Genomic DNA, 24,393 nt, shown 5'->3' on the forward strand with positions numbered 1-24,393 from the left:
CCATGAAACGCTCGCTCCAATTCAGCCACAAGATCCTGCTGGCGGCCGCCCTAGTGGTGACCATCGCCCTGGCCGGCTTCGCCAGCTTCAATGCCTATCTGCAGCGTCAGGCGATCACCCAGAGTCTCGAAGCTTCGCTGGGCGAGATCGGGCGCATTACCGCCGGCAACATCGCCTACTGGCTGGACGCGCGGGTCAAGCTGATCGACAGCCAGGCCCAGGCGCTCAGCCGCGACAGCAGCCCGGCCAACGTGGTGGGCCTGCTGGAAGAGAAGCTCTATACCAGCAACTTCGACTCCACCTACCTGGGTGAGGTCGACGGTACCTTCACCGACCGCCCCCATACCCCCATGGAGGCCGGCTACGACGCCCGCCAGCGCGACTGGTACAAGGCTGCGGTCAGCGCCGGCGGCCCCATCCTCACCGAGCCCTATCTCACCGCGCCGCCGCAGAGCTTCCTGTGCATCACCATCGCCGCGCCGGTCCTGCAGAACGGCAAGCTGATCGGCGTGGTGGCTGGCGACCTGGTGATGGACAGCCTGATGAAGATGATCACCTCGCTGGACGCCGGCGGTCTGGGCGAAGCCTTCCTGGTGGACGGTGACGGCAAGATCCTGGTCAGCAGCCACGCCGACCAGGTGCTGAAATCGCTCAAGGAGGTCTTCCCGGAGCAGACGCCGAGCCTGGCCCCCGGTTTCCATCACGTGCTGCAGAACGGCAGCGAGCGCCTGGTGAGCTTTACCCCGGTCGCGGGCCTGCCCTCGGTCAAGTGGTACCTGGCGCTGTCCATCGACCAGGCCAAGGCCTATGCCCCGGTGACCCAGGCACGCAACCTGGCCATCGTCGCCACCCTGGTGGCGGTGGTCGCCATCATCCTGCTGCTGGGCTTGCTGATCCGCGTGCTGCTGCGGCCGCTGCACGACCTGACCCGCGCCATGGACGACATCGCCGAAGGCGAGGGCGACCTGACCCGCCGCCTGCCGGTGCAGTCCCGCGACGAATTCGGCGCCCTGGCGGAAGCCTTCAACCACTTCGTGGCGCGCATCCACACCTCGATCCGCGACGTGGCCCAGAGCACCGGCGAGCTGAATCAGGGCACGCGCCGGGTGCTGGAAGCCTCGCAGTCGTCCATGCAGCAGTCCGATATCCAGGCCCAGCGCACCACCAGCGTCGCCGCGGCGATCAACGAACTGGGCGCCGCCGCCCAGGAGATCGCCCGCAATGCCGCCCATGCCTCCGGCGAGGCCAGCACCGCCCGCGCCCAGGGCGAGGAGGGCCGCGAGGTGCTGGACGAGGCCCTGCACGCCATGCAGGCGCTGTCGGCCAAGATCGGCACCAGTTGCGAACATATCGAGGCGCTCAACGGCAAGGCCGCCAACATCGGCCAGATCCTCGAAGTCATCCGCGGCATCTCCGAACAGACCAACCTGCTGGCGCTCAATGCCGCCATCGAGGCGGCCCGCGCCGGTGAGGCCGGGCGCGGCTTCGCCGTGGTGGCCGACGAGGTGCGCTCCCTGGCCAGCCGCACCCAGAGTTCGGCGCAGCAGATCCAGCAGATGATCGAGGAACTGCAGACCGGCTCGCGCGACGCCGTGGCGCTGATGCAGGAAAGCCAGCGGCAGAGCGCCCACAGCATGCAGGTGGCCAAGAGCGCCGGCGAGCGGCTGGGCAGCGTGACCGAGCGCATCGGCGAGATCGATGGCCAGAACCAGTCGGTGGCCACCGCGACCGAGGAACAGACCTCGGTGGTGGAGACCCTGAACATGGACATCAGCGAGATCAACCTGCTGAACCAGCAGGGCGTCGACAACCTCCAGGCCACCCTGGCGGCCTGTACCGCCCTGGAAGCCGAGGCCGGTCGCCTGCAGCGGCTGGTGGGTGGCTTCCGCATCTAGCGCGGGCCCCCGAAAAGAGGTTGCCGCTCCGCTCAAGTCGTAACGTACGTGCCCGATAACGAGTGACCGCCATGCCCTGAATCCGGCATGGCTCCACCCTGGCCACGGACGCAGACCTGTATGAAGCGACACCTGAAATTCAGCCACAAGATCCTGCTGGTCGCGGCGCTGGTGATCACCACCGCGTTGGCCGCTTCCGCCGGTTTCAATGCCTATCTGCAACGCCAGGCCATCGACCAGAGCCTGAGTGCCAACCTCGCGGAAACCGGCCGGGTCACCGCCGGCAACGTCGCCTACTGGCTGGATGCGCGGGTCAAGCTCATCGAAGGCGAAGCCCAGACCCTGGCACGCGATCGTTCGCCCGACGGCCTGGTCGGTCTGCTGGATCAGAAGATCTACACCGGTACCTTCGATTCCACCTACCTGGGCGAGGTGGACGGTACCTACACCACCCGTCCGCTGCGCACCCTGCCGGCCGGCTACGATCCACGCAAGCGACCCTGGTACGCGGCCGCCACCGCCGCCGGCGCCACGGTGCTGACCCCGCCCTATATCTTCGCCTCTTCCGGCCAGTTGGGCGTGACCATCGCCACCCCGCTGCAGCGCGACGGCCAACTGGCCGGTGTGGTGGCCGGCGACCTCAACCTCTCGGCGCTGGTGGAGATCATCACCTCGCTCAACGTCGGCGGCCTGGGCGAAGCCTTCCTGGTCGACGGCGACGGCAAGGTGCTGGTCAGCAGCCATCCCGAGCAGGTGCTCAAGACCCTCAAGGACGTCTTCCCCGAGCAGACGCCGTCCCTGCAGCCGGGCCTGCATGCCGTCACCCAGAATGGCAGCGAGCGCCTGGTGAGCTTCACCCCGGTCGCGGGCCTGCCCTCGGTCAAGTGGTACCTGGGCCTGTCCATCGACCAGGCCAAGGCCTATGCCCCGGTCACCCAGGCGCGCAACCTGGCCATCGTCGCCACCCTGGTGGCGGTGGTCGCCATCATCCTGTTGCTGGGCTTGCTGATCCGCGTGCTGCTGCGGCCGCTGCACGACCTGACCCGCGCCATGGCCGACATCGCCGAAGGCGAGGGCGATCTGACCCGCCGCCTGCCGGTGCAGGCCCGCGACGAATTCGGCGCCCTGGCCGAGGCCTTCAACAAGTTCGTGGCGCGCATCCACACCTCGATCCGCGACGTGGCCCAGAGCACCGGCGAGCTGAATCAGGGCACGCGCCGGGTGCTGGAGTCATCGCAATCCTCCATGCAGCAGTCGGATCTGCAGGCCCAGCGCACCACCAGCGTGGCCGCCGCCATCAACGAATTGGGCGCCGCCGCCCAGGAGATCGCCCGCAATGCCGCCCATGCCTCGGGCGAGGCCAGCACCGCCCGTGCCCAGGGTGAAGAGGGTCGCGAGGTGCTCGACGAGGCCCTGCACGCCATGCAGGCGCTGTCGGCCAAGATCGGCACCAGTTGCGAGCATATCGAGGCACTCAACGGCAAGACCGCCAACATCGGCCAGATCCTCGAAGTCATCCGTGGCATCTCCGAGCAGACCAACCTGCTGGCGCTCAATGCCGCCATCGAGGCGGCCCGCGCCGGTGAGGCCGGGCGCGGCTTCGCCGTGGTGGCCGACGAGGTGCGCTCCCTGGCCAGCCGCACCCAGAGTTCGGCGCAGCAGATCCAGCAGATGATCGAGGAACTGCAGACCGGCTCGCGCGACGCCGTGGCGCTGATGCAGGAAAGCCAGCGGCAGAGCGCCCACAGCATGCAGGTGGCCAAGAGCGCCGGCGAACGGCTGGGCAGCGTGACCGAGCGCATCGGCGAGATCGACGGCCAGAACCAGTCGGTGGCCACCGCGACCGAGGAGCAGACCTCGGTGGTGGAGACCCTGAACATGGACATCAGCGAGATCAACCTGCTGAACCAGCAGGGTGTCGACAACCTCCAGGCCACCCTGGCGGCCTGTACCGCCCTGGAAGCCGAGGCCGGTCGCCTGCAGCGGCTGGTGGGCGGCTTCCGCATCTAGTCCGCGCGACAGGTCCTTGAAAAGGGAGCGCCGACGTCAGGTCGGCGCTCCCTTTTTGCTGTCCGACAGGTCAGCAAATCGCCCCCGGACACTGATTGGGCCTAGACCACTCGTCAGAAACAGTAAAACTGATTAGCGCGTGAACTTGCTCTGGCCTGCCGCTTTGCGCGGATCGCCCACTGCGCCTCGGCCCGACGACCGATCCGCGGTATCAAGAAAGCCTTTTTTCCCGCCGATGGGCTAGCTGTTACCGCCAGGTCTGGTGGAGGCCCTGCTCCGTCCGCGCTTCCCGCTCCTGGCACCGCCTAACCTACGGCGTGGCACCCTTTGCCACCAGGGGCTTCATGTTCAGCAGGCTGTGCAAATCCTCTCGCGTACGCTGGAGTCTCGGCGTCTTTCTGTTCGGCGTTCTGCTGACCAGCCTGACCATGCGCCATCTGACCGAGCGCAATGAACAGCAGCTGCGCAGCGCCCTGGACGACGTCGCCGATGACGTTCGCGATCAGGTGCTGGATCGGCTGCGCATCTACGAATACAGCCTGATCGGCATGCGTGATGTGGTGGTGGTCGCCGGCGGCAACCTGTCGCGCGAGCTGCTCGGCGATTACGGGCGGGTCCATGACCTGGGCCAGGAGTTTCGCGGTGCCCGTGGCGTCGGCTTCATTCGCCGTGTGCCTCAGGCCGACGAGGCCCGCTTTCTGCGTGAGGCCCGTGCCGACGGCTGGCCCAACTTCAGCATCCGCGCCTTCGCGCCGCACGACGGCGATCGCTACGTCGTCCAGTATCTCGAACCCGCCTGGCGCAATTTGAAGGCCATCGGCCTGGATACGGCCTCCGATCCCACCCGCCGCGAGGCCGCCGTGCTGGCCATGCGGCATGCCGACATCCACCTGACCGGTCCGTTGCAGCTGCAGGCCTCCCAGCCCCCGGAACCGGGCTTTCTGATGCTGCTGCCCATCTACCAGGGCGGGCAGGCGCCGGCCGATCCGATGGCCCGCGAGGTGGCGACCATCGGCTGGTCCTATGTGCCCCTGAGCATCGATGAGATGTTCGGCAGCATGCGCCTGAACATCCCCGGGCTGATCATCCGGCTGAGCGACGTGACCGTTCCCGAGGCCCCCAGCCTCTTCTATCGCCAGGGTGAGGAAGAGGAGCAGGGCGCCGAGGCGCCGACCGAGCGGCGGCTGGTGCAGGAGGTCTATGGCCGCCAATGGCAACTGGCGCTCACCGCCACCCCGACCTTCGTCGCCGCCCAGCACCTCGTCTCGGTGCCGCTGGTGCATCTGTTCGGCAAGCTGTTCAGCCTGCTGGCCGCCGGCCTCACCTTCGCCGTGATGACCACGCGCCAGCGGCGCCGTCAGTATCAGCAGGACCAGGCCAACCTCACCGCGGTGGTGGAAAGCTCGTCCGACGGCATCATCAGCAAGGACCTCCAGGGCGTGGTGCTGAGCTGGAACCACGCGGCGGAAGAGCTGTTCGGCTACAGCGCCAGCGAAGCCGTGGGCCAGCGCCTGCTCGACCTGGTGGTGCCCACCGAGCTGGAGCACGAGGAATGGTCGGTGCTCGCCCGCATCGGCCGCGGCGAGCCGGTGCCGCACTTCGAGACCCGTCGTCAGCACCGCGACGGCCGCCTCATCGATGTCCTGGTCAGCGTCTCGCCCATGCGCGGCCGTGACGGCCGGATCATCGGCGCCTCCAAGACGGTGCGCGACATCTCGCTGCAGAAGGCCGCCCAGGCCGAGATCCTGGCGCTCAATGCCCGGCTGGAAGAGCAGGTGGCCCAGCGCACCGTCGAACTCAGCCAGACCAACCGCCTGCTCGGCGACGTGCTGCGCGCGGCCTCCGAGGTGGGCATCATCGCCACCGACCACGAAGGTCGCATCACCCTGTTCAATGAAGGCGCCGAGCGCCTGCTGGGCTACCGCGCCGCCGAGGTGGTGGGGCTCTGGCAGGCCAGCGACTTCCATCTGCCGGAAGAGTTGGCGACCCAGGGCGCGGCCCTGGAAGCCGAATACGGGCTGCCGGTCGCCGGCTTCCGGGTGCTCGTGGAGCGCTCCGAACGCGCCGGTGCCGACGCCCGCGAGTGGACCTTCGTCCGGCGCGACGGCGAACACCGCGACGTCAGCCTGGTGGTGACCACCATGCGCGATGTCTCTGGCCAGGTCAGCGGCTATCTGGGCATCGCCTCCGATGTCACCGAGCGCAAGGCCGCCGAGCAGGAGCTGGCTGCCAGCCTCGCCCTGACCCGGGCGATCCTGGACACCGCGGTCAGCCCCATCGTCACCGTGGACAGCAATGGCCTGGTGCGCTCCTTCAACCCGGCCGGCGAACGCATCTTCGGCTATCGCGCGGCCGAGGTGATCGGTCAACCCGTCCGCCGGCTGATTCCCGGCTATCTGGCCGGCTACGAGGCGCTGTTCAGCTGCTCGCAGGCGGTGCCCGACGACAATTCCGCTCAACAGGGCCAGGAAATGGAGGGGCGCCGGGCGGACGGCAGTGTCTTCCCGATCACCCTGAGCCTGGGGGTGATGTGGACCGATGGCGAGCGCCTGGCGGTGGCCATCATCGCCGACATCACCGAACAGAGTCGCCAGCGCCAGGCGCTCGTGCAGACCCGCGATCAGCTGACCATGGCCGCCGACGTCGCCCAGCTCGGCATCTGGTGCTGGCAGCCCGACACCGGCCAGGTGCAGTGCAACGAGCGGATGTTCGATCTCTACGAATGGAACGAGGAGCAGCGCACTCGCGGCATCACCTACAACGACTGGCGCGACCGCGTGCACCCCGACGACCTGGGCAGCGCCGAAGAGCGCCTGGGCGCCGCCATGGCCGGACGCGCGGTGTTCGATCCGGTGTTCCGCATCCGCCGTCGGGATGGCTCGCTGCGGCACATCATCGCTGGCGCCCGCACCGAGCGCGATCCGCGCGGCCGGGTGCTGCGGGTGGTGGGCATCAACCGCGACATCACCGAACAGCTGGAGCTGGAACACCGGTTGCGCGAGGAGCGTACCCGCGCCGACCTGGCCAGCCAGGCCAAGTCGTCCTTCCTGGCCAACATGAGCCACGAGATCCGCACCCCGATGAACGCCGTGCTGGGCATGCTGCAACTGCTGCAGCGCACCACGCTCGATGCGCGCCAGGGCGACTACCTGACCAAGGCCCAGCAGGCGGCGCGTTCGCTGCTGGGGCTGCTCAACGACGTGCTGGACTATTCCAAGATCGAAGCCGGCAAGCTGCAGCTGGATGTCCATCCCTTCAGCCTGGAGCAGGTGCTGCGCAACCTGGGCGTGGTGCTCTCCGGCAACAGCGGCGAGAAGAACGTCGAGATCAACTACCACCTGGATGCCGGGCTGCCCACCGCCCTGATCGGCGACAGCCTGCGCCTGCAGCAGATCCTCATCAACCTGGCCGGTAACGCCCTCAAGTTCACCGAGGCGGGGCAGGTGCTGGTCAGCGTGCGCCAGCTGTCGCGCGACGGCGGCCAACTGCGCCTGGAATTCTCGGTACAGGACACCGGCATCGGCATCAGCCCGGCGCACCAGGAGCAGCTGTTCCAGGGCTTCACCCAGGCCGAGGCCTCGATCAGCCGGCGCTTTGGCGGAACTGGCCTGGGCCTGGCCATCTGCAAGCGCCTGGTGGAGCTGATGGATGGCCAGTTGCAGGTGGAAAGCGAGCTTGGGGTGGGCAGCCGCTTCTGGTTCGATGCCGCCCTGGCGGTGGACAGCCAGGGCGAGACCCAGCTGGCGCCGGTATGCCGGCGGGTGCTGCTGGCCGACGACAACACCCTGGTCGGCGAGGTGCTGGTGGAAACCCTAGCCGCCCTCGGCTGGCAGGTGGACCTGGTCACCAGCGGCGCCGCCGCCCTCGCGCGGGTCGTCCAGGCCCAGCAGCAGGCACAGCCCTATGAGGCAGTGCTCATGGATTGGCGCATGCCTGACGGCGATGGCCTGCTGGCGGCCCGACAGCTGCGCGAGCGGCAGGCCGACAACCGACCCAAGGTCATCATGCTCACCGGCTTCGGCCGCGACTTCCTGTCCGAAACCCAGCAGAGCGCCGATGCGCCCTTCGACGACTACCTGACCAAGCCGGTGACCCCGGCGCAGATCGTCGAGGTGGTGGAGCGGGCCCTGGGCGCCGAGATCCCGGCCGGGGTGCACGCCGCCGCGGTGGTCGACGAGAGCCACCGGCTGGCCGGCCTGCGCCTGCTGGTGGTGGAAGACAATGCCCTCAACCGCCAGGTGGCCGCCGAGCTGCTGCTGGCCCAGGGCGCCCAGGTGGAACTGGCCGAGGGTGGACTGGAAGGCGTCGAGCGGGTGCTCTCCGGCGCGCCGCTGGACGTGGTCATCATGGACATGCAGATGCCCGACATCGATGGCCTGGAAGCCACCCGCCGCATCCGCGCCGACGGGCGTTTCCGTACCCTGCCGATCCTGGCGATGACCGCCAATGCCTCCCATACCGACCGCGACGCCTGCCTGGCCGCCGGCATGGACGACCATATCGGCAAGCCCATCGACCTGGAATTGCTGGTCGCCCGCCTGCAGCGCCTGACCGGCCAGGAGGTCAGCGTCGCGCCCGTTGCCGCGCCGGTCGGCGAGGATCGCCAGGTGGAACCCCTGAGTCTCGTCCTGCGCCGCTTCGGTGGCGATGCCCGGCTGTTCGGCTCGCTGCTGGAGCGCTTTGCCGAGGACTCCGTCAGCCTGCTGGAAGGACTCGCCCGAGCCTGGCACGCCGCCGACAGCGAGGCAGCGGTGGCCGTACTACACTCCCTCAAGGGCAGCGCCGGCACCATGGGTGCGCAGCGCCTGGCCGCGCGCGCCGCCGAGGGCGAACGCGCCGGCAAGGCCGGAGCGGGTGTCCCCCCGGAGGTGGCGATGGAACTGACGACCCTGCGACAGCTGCTCGACGAAGCCCTGGTCGAATTGCGCAGCGCCCTGGCCGAGCTCCTGCCACCGCCCGCCATTGCCGCAACCGCAAGCGCAACCCACACCGACCCCCAGGTCGACTGGCGCGCCCGCCTGGACGAACTCGAACAGCTGCTCAGCCAGGGCAATCTCGACGCCCTGGAACTGATCGCCGAGCTGCCCGTGCACTGTCGCGCCGAAGCCCAGGTGCGCTACGACCTCTTGCGCGCCCAGGTCGAGACCCTCGACTTCACCGCGGCGCTCATCACCCTGCCTGATCTGAAGGAAGCCCTATGACTCCGCCGACCGCGCAGGCCGCCGGACGCAGCAAGCCCAAGCTGCTGATCGTCGACGACCAACCGCTGAACATCCGCATCCTCCACGAACTCTTTCGCCAGGATTGCGAGACGCTGATGGCCACCAGCGGCGCCCAGGCCTTGCAACTGGCCCTGGCCCAGCTGCCGGATCTGATCCTGCTCGACGTGATGATGCCCCAGCTCGACGGCCACGAGGTCCTGCGGCGATTGCAGGCCGAGCCCGCCACGGCCGCCATCCCGGTGATCTTCGTCACCGGCCAGGAAGGCCCCGACGAAGAGGTGACCGGCCTGGAACTCGGCGCGGTGGACTTCATCAGCAAGCCGATCAATCCGGTCATCGTCCGCGCCCGGGTGCGCACCCAGCTGACCCTCAAGGCGCAGCGCGACGCCCTGCGCAGCATCGCCCTGGTCGATGGCCTCACCGGCATCGCCAATCGTCGCCAGTTCGACGAGGCGCTGCTGCGTGGCTGGCGCCAGAGTCAGCGCGAAGGCACGCCGTTTTCGCTGATCCTCATGGATATCGATCACTTCAAGGCCTACAACGACCACTATGGCCACCTGGCCGGCGACCAGTGCCTGCGCCAGGTCGCCCAGGCGCTGGGGCAGGGCCTGTTCCGTCCCTATGACCTGCTGGCGCGCTACGGTGGCGAGGAATTCGGCTGCCTGCTGCCCGGGACCGACCTGGAAGGCGCCACCCAGGTCGCCGAGCGGCTGCTGCAGCAGGTGCACGACCAGCGCCTGACCCACGGCTATTCCTCGGTGACCGGCTACGTCACCCTGAGTCTGGGCGTGGCCACCGCGCTACCGCCCACCGCCGTCGATCCGGCCGCCCTGATCACCGCCGCCGATGCCCAGCTCTATGCGGCCAAGCACCAGGGCCGCGCCCGGGTCTGTGCCGCGGAACTGGCTGGCTGAGGCCATCCTTCGTAAGGCCCGTTCGGGTAACGCCGGGTAACAGAGGTCCGGCCTTTATTCGCTGTCTAGTATGGTGTTTCAGAAGTTCGCGCAGGAATTGGCGAGTGCTTTTTGTTCATGGGCTAGGCGCCGGGACGAGTCATGGCAGGGCTATGGCGAGCAGGGGCAACGACGTCCAGGGATAAAAGGCGCCGGCAAAATTGCCTAGATAACTTTTGAAATACCACACTAGGCTGGGCGGCGAGGCGGCAGACTGTCAGACTGCGGGCAGGGATTCTGCCGCCGGTAATCTATGTACGCCTTCACGCAACGCCAGGCCATCTTGGCCAGCTGGATCATCGTCTTCACCGCGCTCTATCTGGTTCTCCCGCTCAAGCTCCTGCCCAGCCTGCTGGCCGGCCTGCTGGTGTACGAACTGGTCAACACCCTGGCCGGGCGCCTGCAGCGGCAAATGCCCGGCGGCGGCGCGCGCTGGCTCGCCGTGGCCCTGCTCGGCGCCCTGGTGGTGAGCCTGCTGACGCTGTTCTTCGTCTGGTTCACCAGCTTCATCATCCAGGAAGTCCAGAACCCCGGACGCCTGCTGGACAAGTTCATGGTGCTCACCGAGCGCGCCCGTGCCCAGTTGCCGCCTTCGCTGGATGCCTACCTGCCGGCCAACGCCGACAGCATGAAGCAGGAGCTGGTGGAATGGGTGCGCGCCCATGTGGCGCAACTGCAGCTGTTCGGTCGCGACGCGGCACGGACCTTCGTCATCGTGCTGATCGGCATGATCCTCGGTGCCATCGTTGCCCTGCAGCCCACCCCCGATCCCGAGCGCCTGCGCCCGCTGTCCGGCGCGCTGCTGGTGCGTCTCGGCCTGGTGGCCCAGGCCTTTCGCAACATCGTCTTCGCCCAGATCAAGATCTCGCTGCTCAACACCACCCTGACCGGCATCTTCCTGCTCGGCGTGTTGCCGCTGTTCGATGTCCATCTGCCGCTGGCCAAGACCCTGGTGATCCTCACCTTCATCCTTGGCCTGCTGCCGGTGATCGGCAACCTGATGTCCAACACCCTGATCTTCATCGCCGGCCTGTCGCTGTCGATCTGGGTCGCGGTGGCGGCGCTGGGCTACCTGATCGCCATCCACAAGCTGGAGTACTTCCTCAACGCCCGTATCGTCGGCGGCCAGATCAGCGCCCGTTCCTGGGAATTGCTGGTGGCCATGCTGGTGTTCGAGGCGGCCTTCGGCCTGCCCGGGCTGGTGGCGGCGCCGGTGTACTACGCCTATCTCAAGAGCGAGTTGAGGGCGGAAGGGCTGGTTTGATGAGCGGTCAGATTCGCGTCCTGGCACTCTGTGTGCTGCGCCAGGGCAAGCGCATCCTGGTGCGCGAGACGCAGGACCCGCAGGATGGCCGAAGCTTTTGCCGCCCCCTGGGCGGTGGCGTGGAATTCGGCGAAACCAGTCTGGCGGCCGTGCGGCGCGAGATGCGCGAGGAACTGGGCGTCGAACTGGCCGAGGTGAGGCTGCTGGGCACCCTGGAATCGCTGTTCAGCTACGCCGGGCGGCCGGGCCACGAGGTGGTGCTGGTCTACGCCGCCGAATTCGTTGATCGGCAGCTCTATGCGCAGACCGAGCTGCCTGGTCAGGAGAGCGATGGTGAAGCCTTCATGGCTACCTGGCGCTCGCTCGATTCCTTCGACGACAGCTGTCGGCTGGTACCCGAAGGCCTGCTGGCGCTTCTCGCTAGCGCTGCCTGAAGCCGCGGCCCCTCACTGACGATCCAGATTCGCCCACATGCGTTGCCAGAAGGCACCGGCCTCCTCATTGATGGCGCGCCAGCGCTGCTCCAGGCGTTCGCGCTCGGGCGTGCCCAGGTCCTCCGGGCAGGCCAGGTAGCGGTCGGCGGCGGCCTGGGCCTCGGCCTGCAGGCGGCGCCATTCGCGCACGTCATCCAGCCAGCAGCGGCCGGTAATGGTTTCGTAGTACTCGTGGGCGATCGCGTCTTTGCTCATAGGGCGTTCCAGGTAGGGGATACAGCCCTAGACCGCACCTTACGCCCGGGGTGCCCGTCTCGGCGGTCAAAGGAGTCCAGGAGGCCGATTCGCCGGGGGCGGCAGGGGTCCGCTCTTCGAGCGCCAGGTGCTGGACAGCAAGAAGCCGCGTCGAGACGCGGCTTCTTGCTGTCCCAGACAGGACTTACTGCCGCGCCAGCACCGTGCTGCGACCGGCCTTGGGCGCGCCCGGCAGGGGGCTCAGGGCGCCGGTTTCCAGCCAGCGGCGCACGCGGGTGGCGTCGGCCATGTGGGTGAACTTGCCGAAGGCGTCCATCACCACGAAGGCCACCGGACGACCGGCCATCACGGTACGCATCACCAGGCAGTGACCGGCCTTGTCGGTGTAGCCGGTCTTGGTCAGCTGCACGCTCCAGTCGGCGTTGTAGACCAGGTGGTTGGTGTTGCGAAAGCCCAGCACATAGTTGGGGTTGTGGAAGGCCTGGGTCTTTTCCGGGGTGGTGCTGAGCTGGCCGAGCAGCGGATAGTGCTCGGTGGCCTTGAGCAGGGTGACCAGGTCACGCGCGGTGGAGACGTTCAGCGGCGACAGGCCGGTGGGTTCGGCGTAGCGGGTGTTTCTCATGCCCAGGGCGCGGGCCTTGGCATTCATGGCGGCGACGAAGGCCCGCTGGCCACCCGGATAGTGATGAGCGAGGCTGGTGGCGGCGCGGTTTTCCGAGGACATCAGCGCCAGTTGCAGCATGTCGCGCCGGGTCAGCTGGCTACCCAGGCGCACCCGCGAGAAGATGCCACGCATGGCCGGATTCTCGCTGATGTCGATGTCGATGGTCTGCTCCAACGGCAGCCGGGCATCGAGCACCACCATGGCGGTCATCAGCTTGGTCACCGAAGCGATGGGGGCGACCTGGTCGGGATTCTGGGAAAAGAGTACCTGGTTGGTCTTGAGGTCGACGACCAGGGCGTGGTTCGAAGCCAGGCGCTGGGCGGTGGCGGCCGCCGCGGCCTTGACCTTCGGTGGGGTCTGGGCCAGGACGGCCGGACTCAGCCCGACCAAGCCAGCCAGCAACAGGCCAGCAAGTTGATGACAGATCTTCACGGTGGCAGCTCTCAAAAGGGGGGCGGGGTTAGAACAACCGCGAACGGCAATGCCCCTTGCAGATCAAGGACATTGCTCAGAGATTTCACGTCTTTTATCACCCGGAATGTCGGCTGGGAATCCGACAAGGCAGCTTTTTACACAGCGCGCTGGCAAAAAGTCACAATAAGTTGCATATGGGCGACGGACGGCGGGGATGGCGGAGCGAAAGGGCGCCCGAGAGGCCTCGGACGCCTTGCCTTTCAGTCGTGGGCTTCCTGGGCGGTGGGGCCGAGCATGCTGCCGGTGACCAGGTAGCGTTCGTGCCAGGCCAGAGCCTCGGGCAGCAGGTGCGGGGTGTGCTTGCCGTGGCTGCCGGCCAGGGCGCGTTCGAAATAATCTTCCAGCGCCGGACGAAAGCTCGGGTGCACGCAGTGCTCCAGGATGGCCCGGGCGCGCTGCTTGGGGCTGAGCATGCGCAGGTCGGCCAGGCCCTGGTCGGTGACGATCACCGAGACATCGTGCTCGGTGTGATCGACGTGACTGACCATGGGCACCAGGGTCGAGATCAGCCCATTCTTGGCCATGCTCGGCGCCATGAACACCGACAGATAGGCGTTGCGGGCGAAGTCGCCGGAGCCGCCGATGCCGTTCATCATCCCGGTGCCCATCTGGTGGGTGGAGTTGACGTTGCCATAGAGGTCGGCTTCGAGCATGCCGTTCAGGGCGATGCAGCCCAGCCGCCGCACCAGTTCCGGATGATTGCTCACGCCCTGCTGGCGCAGGATGATGCGCTGGCGCAGCGACTCGGCGTGCTCGACGAAGCGCTCGATGCCCGCCGGACTCAGGGAAAAGGAGGTGGCCGAGGCCAGCTCCATCTTGCCGCTGATGAGCAGCTCCAGCATGCCGTCCTGGATCACCTCGGTGAAGGCGGTCAGCCCCGCGAACTCGCTCTCGGCCAGACCCTGCATGAAGGCGTTGGCGATGTTGCCGACCCCCGACTGGAGCGGCAGCAGATTGGCCGGGATACGGCCCTGGCGTACCTCGAAGCGCAGAAAGTCCAGCAGGTGCGCGGCGATGGCCTGGGAGGCGGCGTCCGGGGCCTTGAACGGACTGTTGCGGTCGGGGGCATCGGTCTCCACCACGGCCACCACCTTGTCCAGCGGCACCTCCAGATAGGGCGAGCCGATGCGGTCGCCGGGGTGCGCCAGGGGAATCGGCGTGCGGCGGGGCGGCAGGGCGCCGTCGGTGTAGATGTCATGCATGCCGTCCAGGGCGTCGGGCTGCCAGCGATTGACCTCGAGAATCACCGCATCGGCCATGTCCAGCCAGGTCTTGTTGTTGCCCACCGAGGAGGAGGGCACCAGCAGACCGTCTTCGCGAATGGCGGCGATCTCCACCACCGCCACGTCGATCTTGCCGAAGAAGCCATAGCGCACCTTTTCCGCCAGCTGGCCCAGGTGGATGTCCATGTACTCCAGGCCACCGGCGTTGATGCGACTGCGCAACTCCGGATCGGACTGGAAGGGCACCCGCAACTCGATGCCATCGACCCGCGCCAGGGCGCCGTCCAGCTCCGGTGCGGTGGACGCGCCGGTCAGCACCTTGATGCGAAAGGGCTCGCCGGCGCCGTGGCTGACGGTGATGCGCTGGGCCAGGGCGCCCGGCACGGCCTTGGGGTAACCGGCCCCGGTGAAGCCGCTCATGCCCACGGTCATGCCGTGACGAATGAACTGTGCGGCCTGCTCGGCGCTCTGGCGCTTGGCGGCGAAACCGGGATGGCGAATACGGTGGGACATGACGACCTCTGCGGGTGTTATCGAAAGCACACTAAGAATGTGGATTCTACGCCGAAGGGATGCTTAGGTCCCTAAGCAAAAGGTCGGGTGGGCGGGGAAATCTTTGGGAGTGGGGCGTAGGTTGGGTTCGGTAGGTTGGGTTGAGCGCAGCGAAGCCCAACGGTGCCTGGTCATCCCAAACATCGGCATTCGTAGGTTGGTGCTGAGCGTAGCGAAGCCCAACATCGCGAAGGTCGGTCGAAGTGCCTTGGCTTAATGGTGCCCTGGCTGTTTATCGTGGTCTGCTTGTGGCTCTTGTTTCGCCCACCCGGGCGACTCACTTTTTTCAGTCGCTAAAAAAGTAAGCAAAAACGCTTGCCCCGACCATCCGGCCTTCCGCTTCGCTCCAGGTGACTCGCGTTGCTCGCCCTTCGGGCCAGCCTACGGCTGTTACTTCGCTACGCTACGTTTCGCTCACGCCAGCGCCGCTCCGGGGTCGGTCCAGATGGGCCGTCCATGGCCCACTGGACCTCTCGCCGCATCCATGCGGCTCGACCCACTCCACGACGCTGGCGTTCGCCCTGCTGAACGGGGCGAATCGCCAGCCTGAAAGTGTTGGTTGAAGAGCCACGAACAGCTCGTAGCGTGGACAACGGCGAAGCCTTGTCCACTGTTAGTGTAGGTACCTTCCAGTGGAAAACGCTGCGCGGTTTTCCACGCTACGACCTCTGAACCCCGAATTCCCAGGCTTGCGCCCCGCCCCGTCAGTGAGGCCGAGTGCAGGTGTCGCGGAGGGGATATGCGAGGCAGGACGCCGAGCAAGGCGCGAGGGGCAGGAAGCCCCTTCGTGCAGTGCCCCTGGAGCGGCACCGGAGCGAGGGGACCCGGAGCGCAGCGGAGGGCCGAAACGTGGGGCAAGCGTTTTTGGTTACTTTTTTGCGGGGCGCGCAGCCGCGCATGCAAAAAGTAACTCGCCCGGGTGGGCGAAACAAAAGCCCTCAGAGCACTCGATAAACAGCTAGGGCACCCATAACCCTAATCCGTTGGGCTTCGCTATCGCTCAATCCAACCTACGCCGATCCGCCCGGATCACCACGACCCAGGCGTTGGGCACTGAACGCCCAACTACCCCTCACGCCACCATCATGATCCACGGCACCCCGATCCCCAGCAGCACCAGCAGGAACAGCGCGCCGAAAATGGTCCCCAGTCGCCAGTAGTCCGCGCTGGGCAGGTAGCCGCTGCCGTAGTACACCGGGCTCGGCCCGGTGCCGTAGGGCGTGATGATGCCCATCAGCCCCAGCGAGGTGCCCAGCAGCAGGGCGAATACCGGCAGGTCGATGCCGGGGATGCCCATGCCGGCGGCCAGCATCACCGGCAGCAGCGCCGTGGTGTGGGCGGTGGAGCTGGCAAACAGGTAGTGGGCGAGATAGAAGACCGCCACCAGTACCACCATGGCGGTACCGGCGTGGAAGCCGCCCAGGTGGCCGGCGACCCACTGGCCGAACCAGGCGACGAAGCCGACCCGGGTCAGGCCGTCGGCCAGGGCTACCAGGGTGGCGAACCAGGCGAAGGTGTTCCAGGCGGCCTTGTTGCCCAGGGCATCGTTCCAGGTGATGACCTTCAGCAGCAGCATCAGCACGATCACCAGGATGCCCACCAGCGCCGGATCGGCCCAGGCGGCACCAAAGATCCACAGCACCAGGGCACCGATCACCAGGGCCAGTAGCAGCTTTTCATCGCGGGTCAGCGGGCCGAGTGCGGCCAGTTCCTTGGCCGCCCACAGCGGCACCTGGTCGTTGCGCTTGATCTCCGGCGGATACAGCCAGTAGGCCAGCAGCGGCAGCAGGGCCAGCAGCAGGATGCCCATGGGCGCGGCGGCGATGAACCACTGGCCCCAGCTGATGTGCACCTGGGCGGTCTTCTCGATCAGCGCGGCGGCCAGCAGATTGGGGGCGAGGGCAGTGAGGAACAGGGTGCTGGTGACGCAGGTGGAGGAGATCGCCACCCACATCAGGTAGGAACCGATGCGCCGGGCGCTGGGGTCGTTGGGCTTGGAATCGTAGAGCAGCGGCAGGTTGCGGATCACCGGGTAGACGGTGCCGCCGCTGCGCGCGGTGTTGGACGGGGTGAAGGGTGCGAGGGCCAGATCGGCCAGCATCACCGCGTAGCCCAGGGTCAGGGTGCGCCGGCCCATGGCCTTGACCAGCAGCAGGGCGATGCGTCGCCCGAGCCCGGTCTTCTCGTAGCCCAGGGCGAACATGAAGGCGCTGAAGATCAGCCAGACGGTGTTGTTGGAAAAGCCCGCCAGGCCCCATTTCAGCGCCTCCTGGGGGGCGCGAAAGCCCGGTGTCGCCAGCTGCGCCGGACTGAACAGCACCCAGGGCGCCAGCAGGGCCGCCACGGCCACCCCGATCAGGCCGACCACCGCGCCGGGCAGGGGTTCGAGGATCAGTCCCACCACCACGCCGGCGAAGAGGGCGAAGTACAGCCAAGCATGAGCGGGCAGGCCCTCCGGTGCCGGCAGCAGCGCCAGCAGTCCGGTGACGGCGAGGGGCAGCAGGAATTTCCAGGTGGTACGCATCGGGCGCTCGCAGATTCCGGTGGTCTCGGGAAACCGGCCTGGGCCGGGACGGCTGACGGTACTGTGCCAGAGGGCTGCGCGGTCAGCGGCAGCCAGCTTTGCAAAGGCAGGGCTGCTTTCCCAGCGCGCTGGCCGTGGTCATTCGTCGCAGTCCCGCGGTCTTAGGTTCCCTGAGGGCATTCTTTCGCTATCGAGAATGACTTGCAACAACGCGAAGGTGCCGGTCGTTGCCGATTGCGCCCGTCGCTCACCTCGGCGAACAATCGGACTTTCCGCCAACCCTAATAACACGAGGATGACCGCCATGAAGTACCGCCTGGGAGAACACCGTGTCGACGCCCATCCGCACAGCTGGGTCGCGCCTACCGCTGCGGTGATCGGCAAGGTACGCCTGGAAGAGGGCGCCAGCGTCTGGTTCGGCGCGGTGTTGCGTGGCGACAACGAGCTGATCCATATCGGCCCGGACAGCAATGTGCAAGACGGCGCCGTGCTGCACACCGATCCCGGCTCGCCGCTGACCCTGGGGCGTGGCGTCACCGTCGGCCACCAGGCCATGCTGCATGGCTGCGAAATCGGCGACGGCAGCCTGATCGGCATCCACGCCGTGGTGCTCAACGGCGCGCGCATCGGGCGCAACTGCCTGGTGGGCGCCAATGCCCTGGTCACCGAGAACGCGGTGATTCCCGACGGCTCTCTCGTGCTCGGTTCGCCGGCCAAGGTGGTGCGCACCCTGAGCGAGGCCCAGCAGGCGCAGCTGGCGGCCAACGCCCAGGTCTATGTGGCCAATGCGCGGCGCTATCTGGAAGAGTTGTTCGAGCAGGGGGAGTAGGGCGATCGGGAGCCGCGCCCCGCGCTGGATGACCTTCTTCCTCCGAGCAAGGGCTGGGATGAGGGGAAAGCCGCTTCGGTCCGTTGGGCTTCGCTACGCTCAGCCCAACCTACAAGGCAGGTAGCGCCCTGGCCGAAGCCGTAGCGTGGAAAACGGCGCAGCCTTTTCCACCTGAAGAGTTGTTGCCAGACGTGCCCTCACCCCAACCCTCTCCCGGAAGGAGAGGGGGCTGTCCGAGCAAGCGTTTGGGTCTAACGGTCCAGACGGGCCGCGATCCGTTGTCGCCCGGCTATCCGTTAGCGCAGAGCCACCCCCTCTCCCCTTGGGAGAGGGCTGGGGTGAGGGAAAAGCCGCGCCGGTCCGTTGGGCTTCGCTGCGTTCAACCCAACCTACAAGGTAGGCAGAGCGCCCCGGCCGAAGCCGTAGCGTGGAAAACGGCGCAGCCTTTTCCACCTAAAGAGTTGTTGCCAGGCGTGCCCTCACCCCAACCCTCTCCTGGAGGGAGAGGGGGCTGTCCGAGCGAACGTTCGTGTGCAGCGCCAAAGGCAGATTCGCGATTCATTGTCGCCAGGCTATCCGTTAGCGCAGAGCCACCCCCTCTCCCCTTGGGAGAGGGCTGGGGTGAGGGAAAAGCCGCGCCGGTCTATTGGGCTTCGCCGCGCTCAACCTAATACCGGCTGCGTAGCGTGGAAAACGGCGCAGCCTTTTCCACCTGAAGAGTTGTTGCCAGGCGTGCCCTTACCCCAACCCTCTCCCGGAGGGAGAGGGGGCTGTCCGAGCGAACGTTCGTGTGCAGCGCCAAAGGCGAATTCGCGATTCATTGTCGCCAGGCTATCCGCTAGCGCGGAACCACTCCCTCTTCCTGTGGGGGAGGGAAGGCTAGGAACTGATCGCGGCCATGGGCCGCTCCTACAGGTGTTTCCCGGTATGTAGGAGCGGTCGCTACGGCGCACCGGCATGGCCGCGATGAGCATCTACCTCACGGCTTCTCGAACCGATAGAACAGATTGGGCTCGCTGACCACGTACAGCCGGCTCTGGTCGTCCATGGCCACGCCTTCCGCCTGGGGCACGCTGCGGCTCAGGCCGTGCTGGCCGCGCAGCAGTGACAGCGAACTGATCGGCTTGCCGTCGTCGTCCAGTTCCAGCACCAGGCGCGACTGATCCGAGAGCGCCAGCAGGTGGCCGGTGCCGGGGTCGAATTGCAGGCTGGAGAGATCGCGCACGAAAAGGCGGCGATCACGCTGTGGATCCGTGCGCAGCGACAGCGCCTGCAGGCCTTCGAAGGCTTCGCTGCCCAGGCCGTCGATCTCGTAGATGCGTACCGGATCGCTTTCCTTGGCGACGAAGAAGCGCTCGCGGGCCGCGTCATAGGCCAGGCCTTCGTTGCCGCGGTTGTCGCTTTGCACATCGCTGAGGCTGAAGGGGTGGCTGACCTGGCGGTCGTCGACGTCCACCACCCGGGTGTCGGCGCCGATCCGTACCCGCACCAGGCGCTGGCGGCGCTCTTCGCTGATCATGTAGACACCCGGCTTGATGTACTCGATGGCTTCCGGATCGCTGAAGCCCCTGAGCTCCACCTGGCGCAGCAGCCGGCCGTCCAGGTCCAGTTCGAGAAAGCGCGCCGGCTTGTTGGTGACGCTGACCAGGGTGCGGCGATCCGGATCGAAGCTCAGTGCCGAGACATCGGTGATGCCCTCGCCGATGGGGCGGGCTTCGACGGTGACCCGGTAGCTCGGCAGCCACAGCGAACGGGCCTGGCGGCTCTCGGCCTGAAGCTGGCTCTGGACGTTGAACAGGAGCCGCTCGAACAGCCGGTGTTGCTGGGCCACCAGGGTCAGGGCCAGCAGCAGGGCGCCGCCCAGCAAGGCGCCCAGGGTGCGAGGGGAAAGCAGCGGAAACATCGACAGGGTCCTGAGGCGGTAATGCCGCGCAGCCTAAGGGCGCCACCCTGAATTCAAGCTGAATAGGCGCTCATTGCGTCGCTTTGGACACCTTGTGAAACACGTGGAAGAGATTGGGTTCACCAATCAGGTAGAGATTGCCGGCTTCGTCGAGGGCCACGCCTTCCGGTTGCTCCATGGTCGCGTCCAGGCCGTGCAGGCCACGTCTCAGGCTGATGAAGCTGACCGGTTGTCCCTCGGCGGTCAGCTCCACCAGGGTATGGGACTGGTCGGACAACGCCAGTAGGTGCCCGGTGCGCGGATCGACCGCCACCGCGGAGTAGTCGATCACCAGCTGCTTCAGCGGAAAGGGTTGCAGGCTGCCGGTAACGCCGCGGCCGTCGCTGGCCAGGGTGAAGAGGGCGGCCGGGTCGCGCTCCTTGCTGAGGATCAGGCGCTGGTGCCGCCGGTCCCAGGCGATGCCTTCGAAGCCCTTGTTGCCGGCGTCGGGAAAGCCCAGGTCGTGGTGCTCGAAGGTGTTGGCATCCAGCTCCCGGGTGTCGTCCTTCAGCTGGAACAGCGACAGCCGCCGCTGGCGTTCGTCGACGATGGCCAGGCGCCCGTCTTCCAGGGCGGTCACGCCTTCCAGGTTGGAGACGTTGCGGATCGGGATGCGTCTGAGGATGTCGCCGGTCAGGCTCAGCTGCACCAGGTAGGGGGTGCTGCCGGTAACGGCGAAGAGGGTGCGGGTACGGGGGTCGTAGGTGAGATCGGAGGTCTCGGCTTCGGCCAGCCCCGGCAGCTGCTTGCCCTGGATCACCGCCTGGTAGTCCGGCAGCCAGACCGCCTGGGCGCGGATTTCCGGCGGCGTGCGGTATTCCTGCCACCAGAGCAGCGCCCGGTCGTTCCAGTGCCAGACGAAGGTGAGGACGATCAGCACCAGCAGGACGAAGGCGGGAAGGAGGCGCGACAGGATGAGGCGGGGGAGTCTGGACATGCGGGCTCGTACGGCTTCTTGTTATGGCTTGTCTGCAAAGTCGCCGAGCGTAGGCACTTTTCAGGCAAGGCCTGGAGCGTCGTGGCCGCGCCGGCACACCGTCGCCCGGCACCGGCCGGGAGACGGTGGGTGGCGGGGTTATAGCACGCGCGTTTCGAAGCGGCTAACGTCCGGCAGCTCCAGTACCAGGTCATCGCCCACGTTGAGAGGTCCGACACCCACCGGCGTGCCGGTGAGGATGACGTCGCCCGGTTGCAGGGAGAAATGCCCGGCGATGGCCTGGATCAGCGGCAGGATGGGATTGAGCATGTCGTGGCTGTTGCCGTCCTGGCGCACTTCGCCATTGATGGTCAGGCGCACCGGGATGTCGGCCAGGTCCTCGAAGGCATCGCCCGGCACGAAGGGCGCGAGCACGCAGGCGCCGTCGAAGCTCTTGGCGATCTCCCAGGGATAGCCCTTTTCCTTGAGCCGGCTCTGCACCTCTCTGAGGGTCAGGTCCAGGGAAGGGGCGAAGCCGGAGATGGCGTCGCGCACCTCTTCGGTCGACGGCTTCTTCGACAGCGGCTTGCCGATCAGCACGGCGATCTCGGCCTCGTAGTGCACCGAACCCTGGTCGGTGGGGATGGCGAAGCCCTCGGCCACCGGCACCACGCAACTGGCCGGCTTGATGAACAGCAGGGGCTCGGTGGGAACCGGATTGTTCAGCTCCTTGGCGTGCTCGGCGTAGTTGCGGCCGATGCAGACGACCTTGCCCAGGGGGAAGTGGATCTTGGTGCCATCGAGGTACTGGTGCTGGTAGGCCATCTGGTGCTCCTGGTGAGTGGCGTCTGCGGGCGATCTTGACCTCACGATCTTAACCAAAAGCGCGGACCGCGGCGCGGTCCTGGTCGCAAGGCGCTCATGGTCGCCCTGAGAAAGCTTCAGGTCGCAACCGGACCTGCATGCGACGGCTCATGCTAAGATAGCGCCCCCTTTGCCGCTGGCTGAACTGGCCTGCGCCGCGCCGGCATCCTTCTCCCTGGACACTCTGGATTCAACGCAGATGAGCAAGACTTCCCTCGACAAGAGCAAGATCCGCTTCCTTCTCCTGGAAGGCGTCCACCAGTCCGCCGTGGATATCCTGAAGTCCGCGGGTTACAGCAACATCGAGTACGTCACCAGCTCCCTGCCGGATGCCCAGCTCAAGGAAAAGATCGCCGACGCCCACTTCATCGGCATCCGCTCGCGCACCCAGCTCACCGAAGAGGTGTTCGACTGCGCCAAGAAGCTGGTCGCCGTCGGCTGCTTCTGCATCGGCACCAACCAGGTCGACCTGCAGGCCGCCCGCGAGCGCGGCATCGCCGTGTTCAACGCGCCCTATTCCAACACCCGTTCGGTCGCCGAGCTGGTGCTGGCCGAGGCCATCCTGCTGCTGCGCGGCATCCCGGCCAAGAACGCCTCCTGCCACCGTGGCGGCTGGATCAAGAGCGCGGCCAATTCCTTCGAGATCCGTGGCAAGAAGCTGGGCATCATCGGCTACGGCTCCATCGGCACCCAGCTGTCGGTGCTGGCCGAGGGCCTGGGCATGCAGGTGTTCTTCTATGACGTCATCACCAAGCTGCCCCTGGGCAACGCCCAGCAGGTCGGCTCCCTGACCGAACTGCTCGGCATGAGCGACATCGTCACCCTGCACGTGCCGGAAACCCCCGTCACCCAGCTGATGATGGGTGAGCGCGAGATCCGCGCCATCAAGAAGGGCGGCATCCTGATCAACGCCGCCCGCGGCACCGTGGTCGACCTCGACGCCCTGGCCGCCGCCATCAAGGACGAGCACCTGATCGGCGCCGCCATCGACGTCTTCCCGGTGGAGCCGCGCTCCAACAACGACGAATTCGTCTCGCCGCTGCGCGGCCTGGACAACGTCATCCTGACCCCGCACATCGGTGGTTCCACCGCCGAGGCCCAGGCCAACATCGGCCTGGAAGTGGCCGAGAAGCTGGTCAAGTACAGCGACAACGGCACCTCGGTGTCGTCGGTCAACTTCCCCGAAGTGGCCCTGCCGTCGCACCCGGGCAAGCACCGCCTGCTGCACATCCACCAGAACGTGCCGGGCGTGCTGTCGGAGATCAACCGCGTCTTCTCCGAGAGCGGCATCAACATCTCCGGTCAGTACCTGCAGACCGACGAGAAGGTCGGCTACGTGGTGATCGACGTCGACGCCGACTACTCCGACCTGGCTCAGGAAAAGCTGCAGAACATCAAGGGCACCATTCGTTGCCGCGTGCTGTTCTAAGCGTTAATGCACCATGAAAAAGCCCCGGTCGGGTTCGCCTGACCGGGGCTTTTTTGTGGGCTGAGAGCATGGGATCGTTGGGCTTCGCTTCGCTCAACCCAACCTACGGGAGCCCAACGCCGCGTAGTGTGGATAACGGCGCAGCCTTATCCACTGGCCGTGCTTGAGTTCACCTGTGGAAAACGCTGGCGCGATTTTCCACGCTACGGGTGGCTTAGCTGCGCTCCAGGCGCTCCACGCCCTGGGCGGTGCCCAGCAGCAGCACGTCCGCCGGGCGGGCGGCGAAGAGTCCGTTGGCGACCACGCCGACGATGTTGTTGATCTTGGCTTCCAGGCCCACTGGATCGACGATGTGCATATTGTGCACGTCGAGGATGACGTTGCCGTTGTCGGTCACCACGCCGTCGCGGTATTCCGGGTCGCCGCCCAGCTTGACCAGTTCGCGGGCCACATAGCTGCGGGCCATGGGGATAACCTCGACCGGCAGCGGGAATTCGCCGAGCACCTCGACGCGCTTGCTGGCGTCGGCGATGCAGATGAAGGTGCGCGCCACGGCGGCGACGATCTTCTCGCGGGTCAGGGCCGCGCCGCCGCCCTTAATCAGGTTGAGGTGGCCGTCGGCTTCGTCGGCACCGTCCACGTAGAATTCCAGGTGGTTGACACCGTTGAGGTCATAGACGGTGATGCCATGGCTCTTCAGCCGGTCGGCGGTGGCCTGGGAGCTGGCCACGGCGCCGTCGAATTCCAGCTTGTGCTTGGCCAGCAGGTCGATGAAGAAGTTGGCGGTCGAGCCGGTGCCCACGCCGATCACGCTGTCGCGGGAGAGTTGGGGAAGGATGAGGTCGACCGCGGCCTGGGCGACGGCCTGCTTGAGCTGGTCCTGATTCATGGGGGTATCCGCGAAACGGGTGGAGGGTCGCCGATTATAGCCGCTCGGACGGCC

The 24,393-nt window shown here is 66.8% G+C and carries 16 protein-coding genes and 2 pseudogenes; 10 read left to right on the forward strand and 8 right to left on the reverse strand.

Going from position 1 to position 24,393, the window contains the following annotated elements; all coding sequences use genetic code 11:
* Positions 1–2: 2 nt before the first annotated feature.
* The 8 genes and pseudogenes from BGI51_RS24040 to BGI51_RS10340 form a co-directional block, all read left to right on the forward strand.
* Positions 3–1,037 (forward strand): annotated as a pseudogene (locus tag BGI51_RS24040) (HAMP domain-containing protein); the annotation flags it as partial.
* A gap of 93 nt (positions 1,038–1,130) precedes the next feature.
* Positions 1,131–1,895, forward strand: a complete 765-nt coding sequence (locus BGI51_RS24045; protein ID WP_410003747.1) for a methyl-accepting chemotaxis protein — start codon at positions 1,131–1,133, stop codon at positions 1,893–1,895.
* A gap of 120 nt (positions 1,896–2,015) precedes the next feature.
* Positions 2,016–3,047: pseudogene (locus BGI51_RS24050) on the forward strand (HAMP domain-containing protein); the annotation flags it as partial.
* A gap of 93 nt (positions 3,048–3,140) precedes the next feature.
* Positions 3,141–3,905 (forward strand): methyl-accepting chemotaxis protein, encoded by a 765-nt coding sequence (locus tag BGI51_RS24055; RefSeq protein ID WP_374941207.1) that lies wholly within the window; start codon positions 3,141–3,143, stop codon positions 3,903–3,905.
* Positions 3,906–4,249: 344 nt separating this feature from the next.
* A complete protein-coding gene (locus BGI51_RS10325) occupies positions 4,250–9,106 on the forward strand; it encodes a PAS domain S-box protein (protein ID WP_187981052.1) in 4,857 nt (1,618 codons plus the stop codon).
* Positions 9,103–10,041, forward strand: a complete 939-nt coding sequence (locus BGI51_RS10330) for a diguanylate cyclase domain-containing protein (RefSeq protein ID WP_187981053.1) — start codon at positions 9,103–9,105, stop codon at positions 10,039–10,041. The genes BGI51_RS10325 and BGI51_RS10330 overlap by 4 nt, the downstream gene beginning before the upstream one ends.
* Before the next feature lie 292 nt (positions 10,042–10,333).
* Positions 10,334–11,344, forward strand: a complete 1,011-nt coding sequence (locus BGI51_RS10335; protein WP_133862255.1) for an AI-2E family transporter — start codon at positions 10,334–10,336, stop codon at positions 11,342–11,344.
* Entirely contained in the window at positions 11,344–11,778 is a 435-nt protein-coding gene (locus BGI51_RS10340; protein WP_187981054.1) for an NUDIX hydrolase, read from the forward strand. Before BGI51_RS10335 ends, BGI51_RS10340 begins: the two co-directional genes overlap by 1 nt.
* 12 nt (positions 11,779–11,790) lie before the next feature.
* On the opposite strand, the gene BGI51_RS10345 is transcribed toward BGI51_RS10340, so the two are convergent.
* The 4 genes from BGI51_RS10345 to BGI51_RS10360 form a co-directional block, all read right to left on the reverse strand.
* Positions 11,791–12,033 carry a hypothetical protein gene (locus BGI51_RS10345; protein ID WP_133862253.1) on the reverse strand — a complete coding sequence of 81 codons (243 nt, stop codon included), beginning with the start codon at positions 12,031–12,033 and terminating at the stop codon, positions 11,791–11,793.
* 184 nt (positions 12,034–12,217) lie between these two features.
* Complete coding sequence (gene pbpG, locus BGI51_RS10350) at positions 12,218–13,129, reverse strand: D-alanyl-D-alanine endopeptidase (RefSeq protein ID WP_037006760.1); 912 nt, start codon at positions 13,127–13,129, stop codon at positions 12,218–12,220.
* A 242-nt stretch (positions 13,130–13,371) separates the two neighbouring features.
* On the reverse strand, positions 13,372–14,907 hold the full coding sequence (locus BGI51_RS10355; protein ID WP_187981055.1) for an acetyl-CoA hydrolase/transferase family protein: 1,536 nt from the start codon (positions 14,905–14,907) through the stop codon (positions 13,372–13,374).
* A 1,111-nt stretch (positions 14,908–16,018) separates the two neighbouring features.
* A complete protein-coding gene (locus BGI51_RS10360) occupies positions 16,019–17,470 on the reverse strand; it encodes an anion permease (RefSeq protein WP_187981056.1) in 1,452 nt (483 codons plus the stop codon).
* A 304-nt stretch (positions 17,471–17,774) separates the two neighbouring features.
* Here BGI51_RS10360 and BGI51_RS10365 point away from each other — a divergent pair, with 304 nt between their 5' ends.
* On the forward strand, positions 17,775–18,299 hold the full coding sequence (locus BGI51_RS10365; protein ID WP_187981057.1) for a gamma carbonic anhydrase family protein: 525 nt from the start codon (positions 17,775–17,777) through the stop codon (positions 18,297–18,299).
* A 979-nt stretch (positions 18,300–19,278) separates the two neighbouring features.
* On the opposite strand, the gene BGI51_RS10370 is transcribed toward BGI51_RS10365, so the two are convergent.
* The 3 genes from BGI51_RS10370 to BGI51_RS10380 all read right to left on the reverse strand — a co-directional run bounded on the left by BGI51_RS10370 (position 19,279) and on the right by BGI51_RS10380 (position 21,982).
* On the reverse strand, positions 19,279–20,202 hold the full coding sequence (locus BGI51_RS10370) for an SdiA-regulated domain-containing protein (RefSeq protein ID WP_187981058.1): 924 nt from the start codon (positions 20,200–20,202) through the stop codon (positions 19,279–19,281).
* Positions 20,203–20,272: 70 nt separating this feature from the next.
* On the reverse strand, positions 20,273–21,178 hold the full coding sequence (locus tag BGI51_RS10375) for an SdiA-regulated domain-containing protein (RefSeq protein ID WP_187981059.1): 906 nt from the start codon (positions 21,176–21,178) through the stop codon (positions 20,273–20,275).
* Between the two features lie 138 nt (positions 21,179–21,316).
* Entirely contained in the window at positions 21,317–21,982 is a 666-nt protein-coding gene (locus BGI51_RS10380; RefSeq protein WP_187981060.1) for a fumarylacetoacetate hydrolase family protein, read from the reverse strand.
* A gap of 238 nt (positions 21,983–22,220) precedes the next feature.
* Here BGI51_RS10380 and serA point away from each other — a divergent pair, with 238 nt between their 5' ends.
* On the forward strand, positions 22,221–23,450 hold the full coding sequence (gene serA, locus BGI51_RS10385) for a phosphoglycerate dehydrogenase (RefSeq protein ID WP_187981061.1): 1,230 nt from the start codon (positions 22,221–22,223) through the stop codon (positions 23,448–23,450).
* A 214-nt stretch (positions 23,451–23,664) separates the two neighbouring features.
* Here serA and rpiA read toward each other — a convergent pair whose 3' ends face one another.
* Positions 23,665–24,339: a ribose-5-phosphate isomerase RpiA gene (rpiA, locus tag BGI51_RS10390; protein ID WP_187981062.1), complete on the reverse strand. Its 675-nt coding sequence runs from the start codon at positions 24,337–24,339 to the stop codon at positions 23,665–23,667.
* Positions 24,340–24,393: the final 54 nt, after the last annotated feature.

Source organism: Pseudomonas oryzihabitans (assembly GCF_014522265.1).
Lineage (GTDB): Bacteria > Pseudomonadota > Gammaproteobacteria > Pseudomonadales > Pseudomonadaceae > Chryseomonas > Chryseomonas aestiva.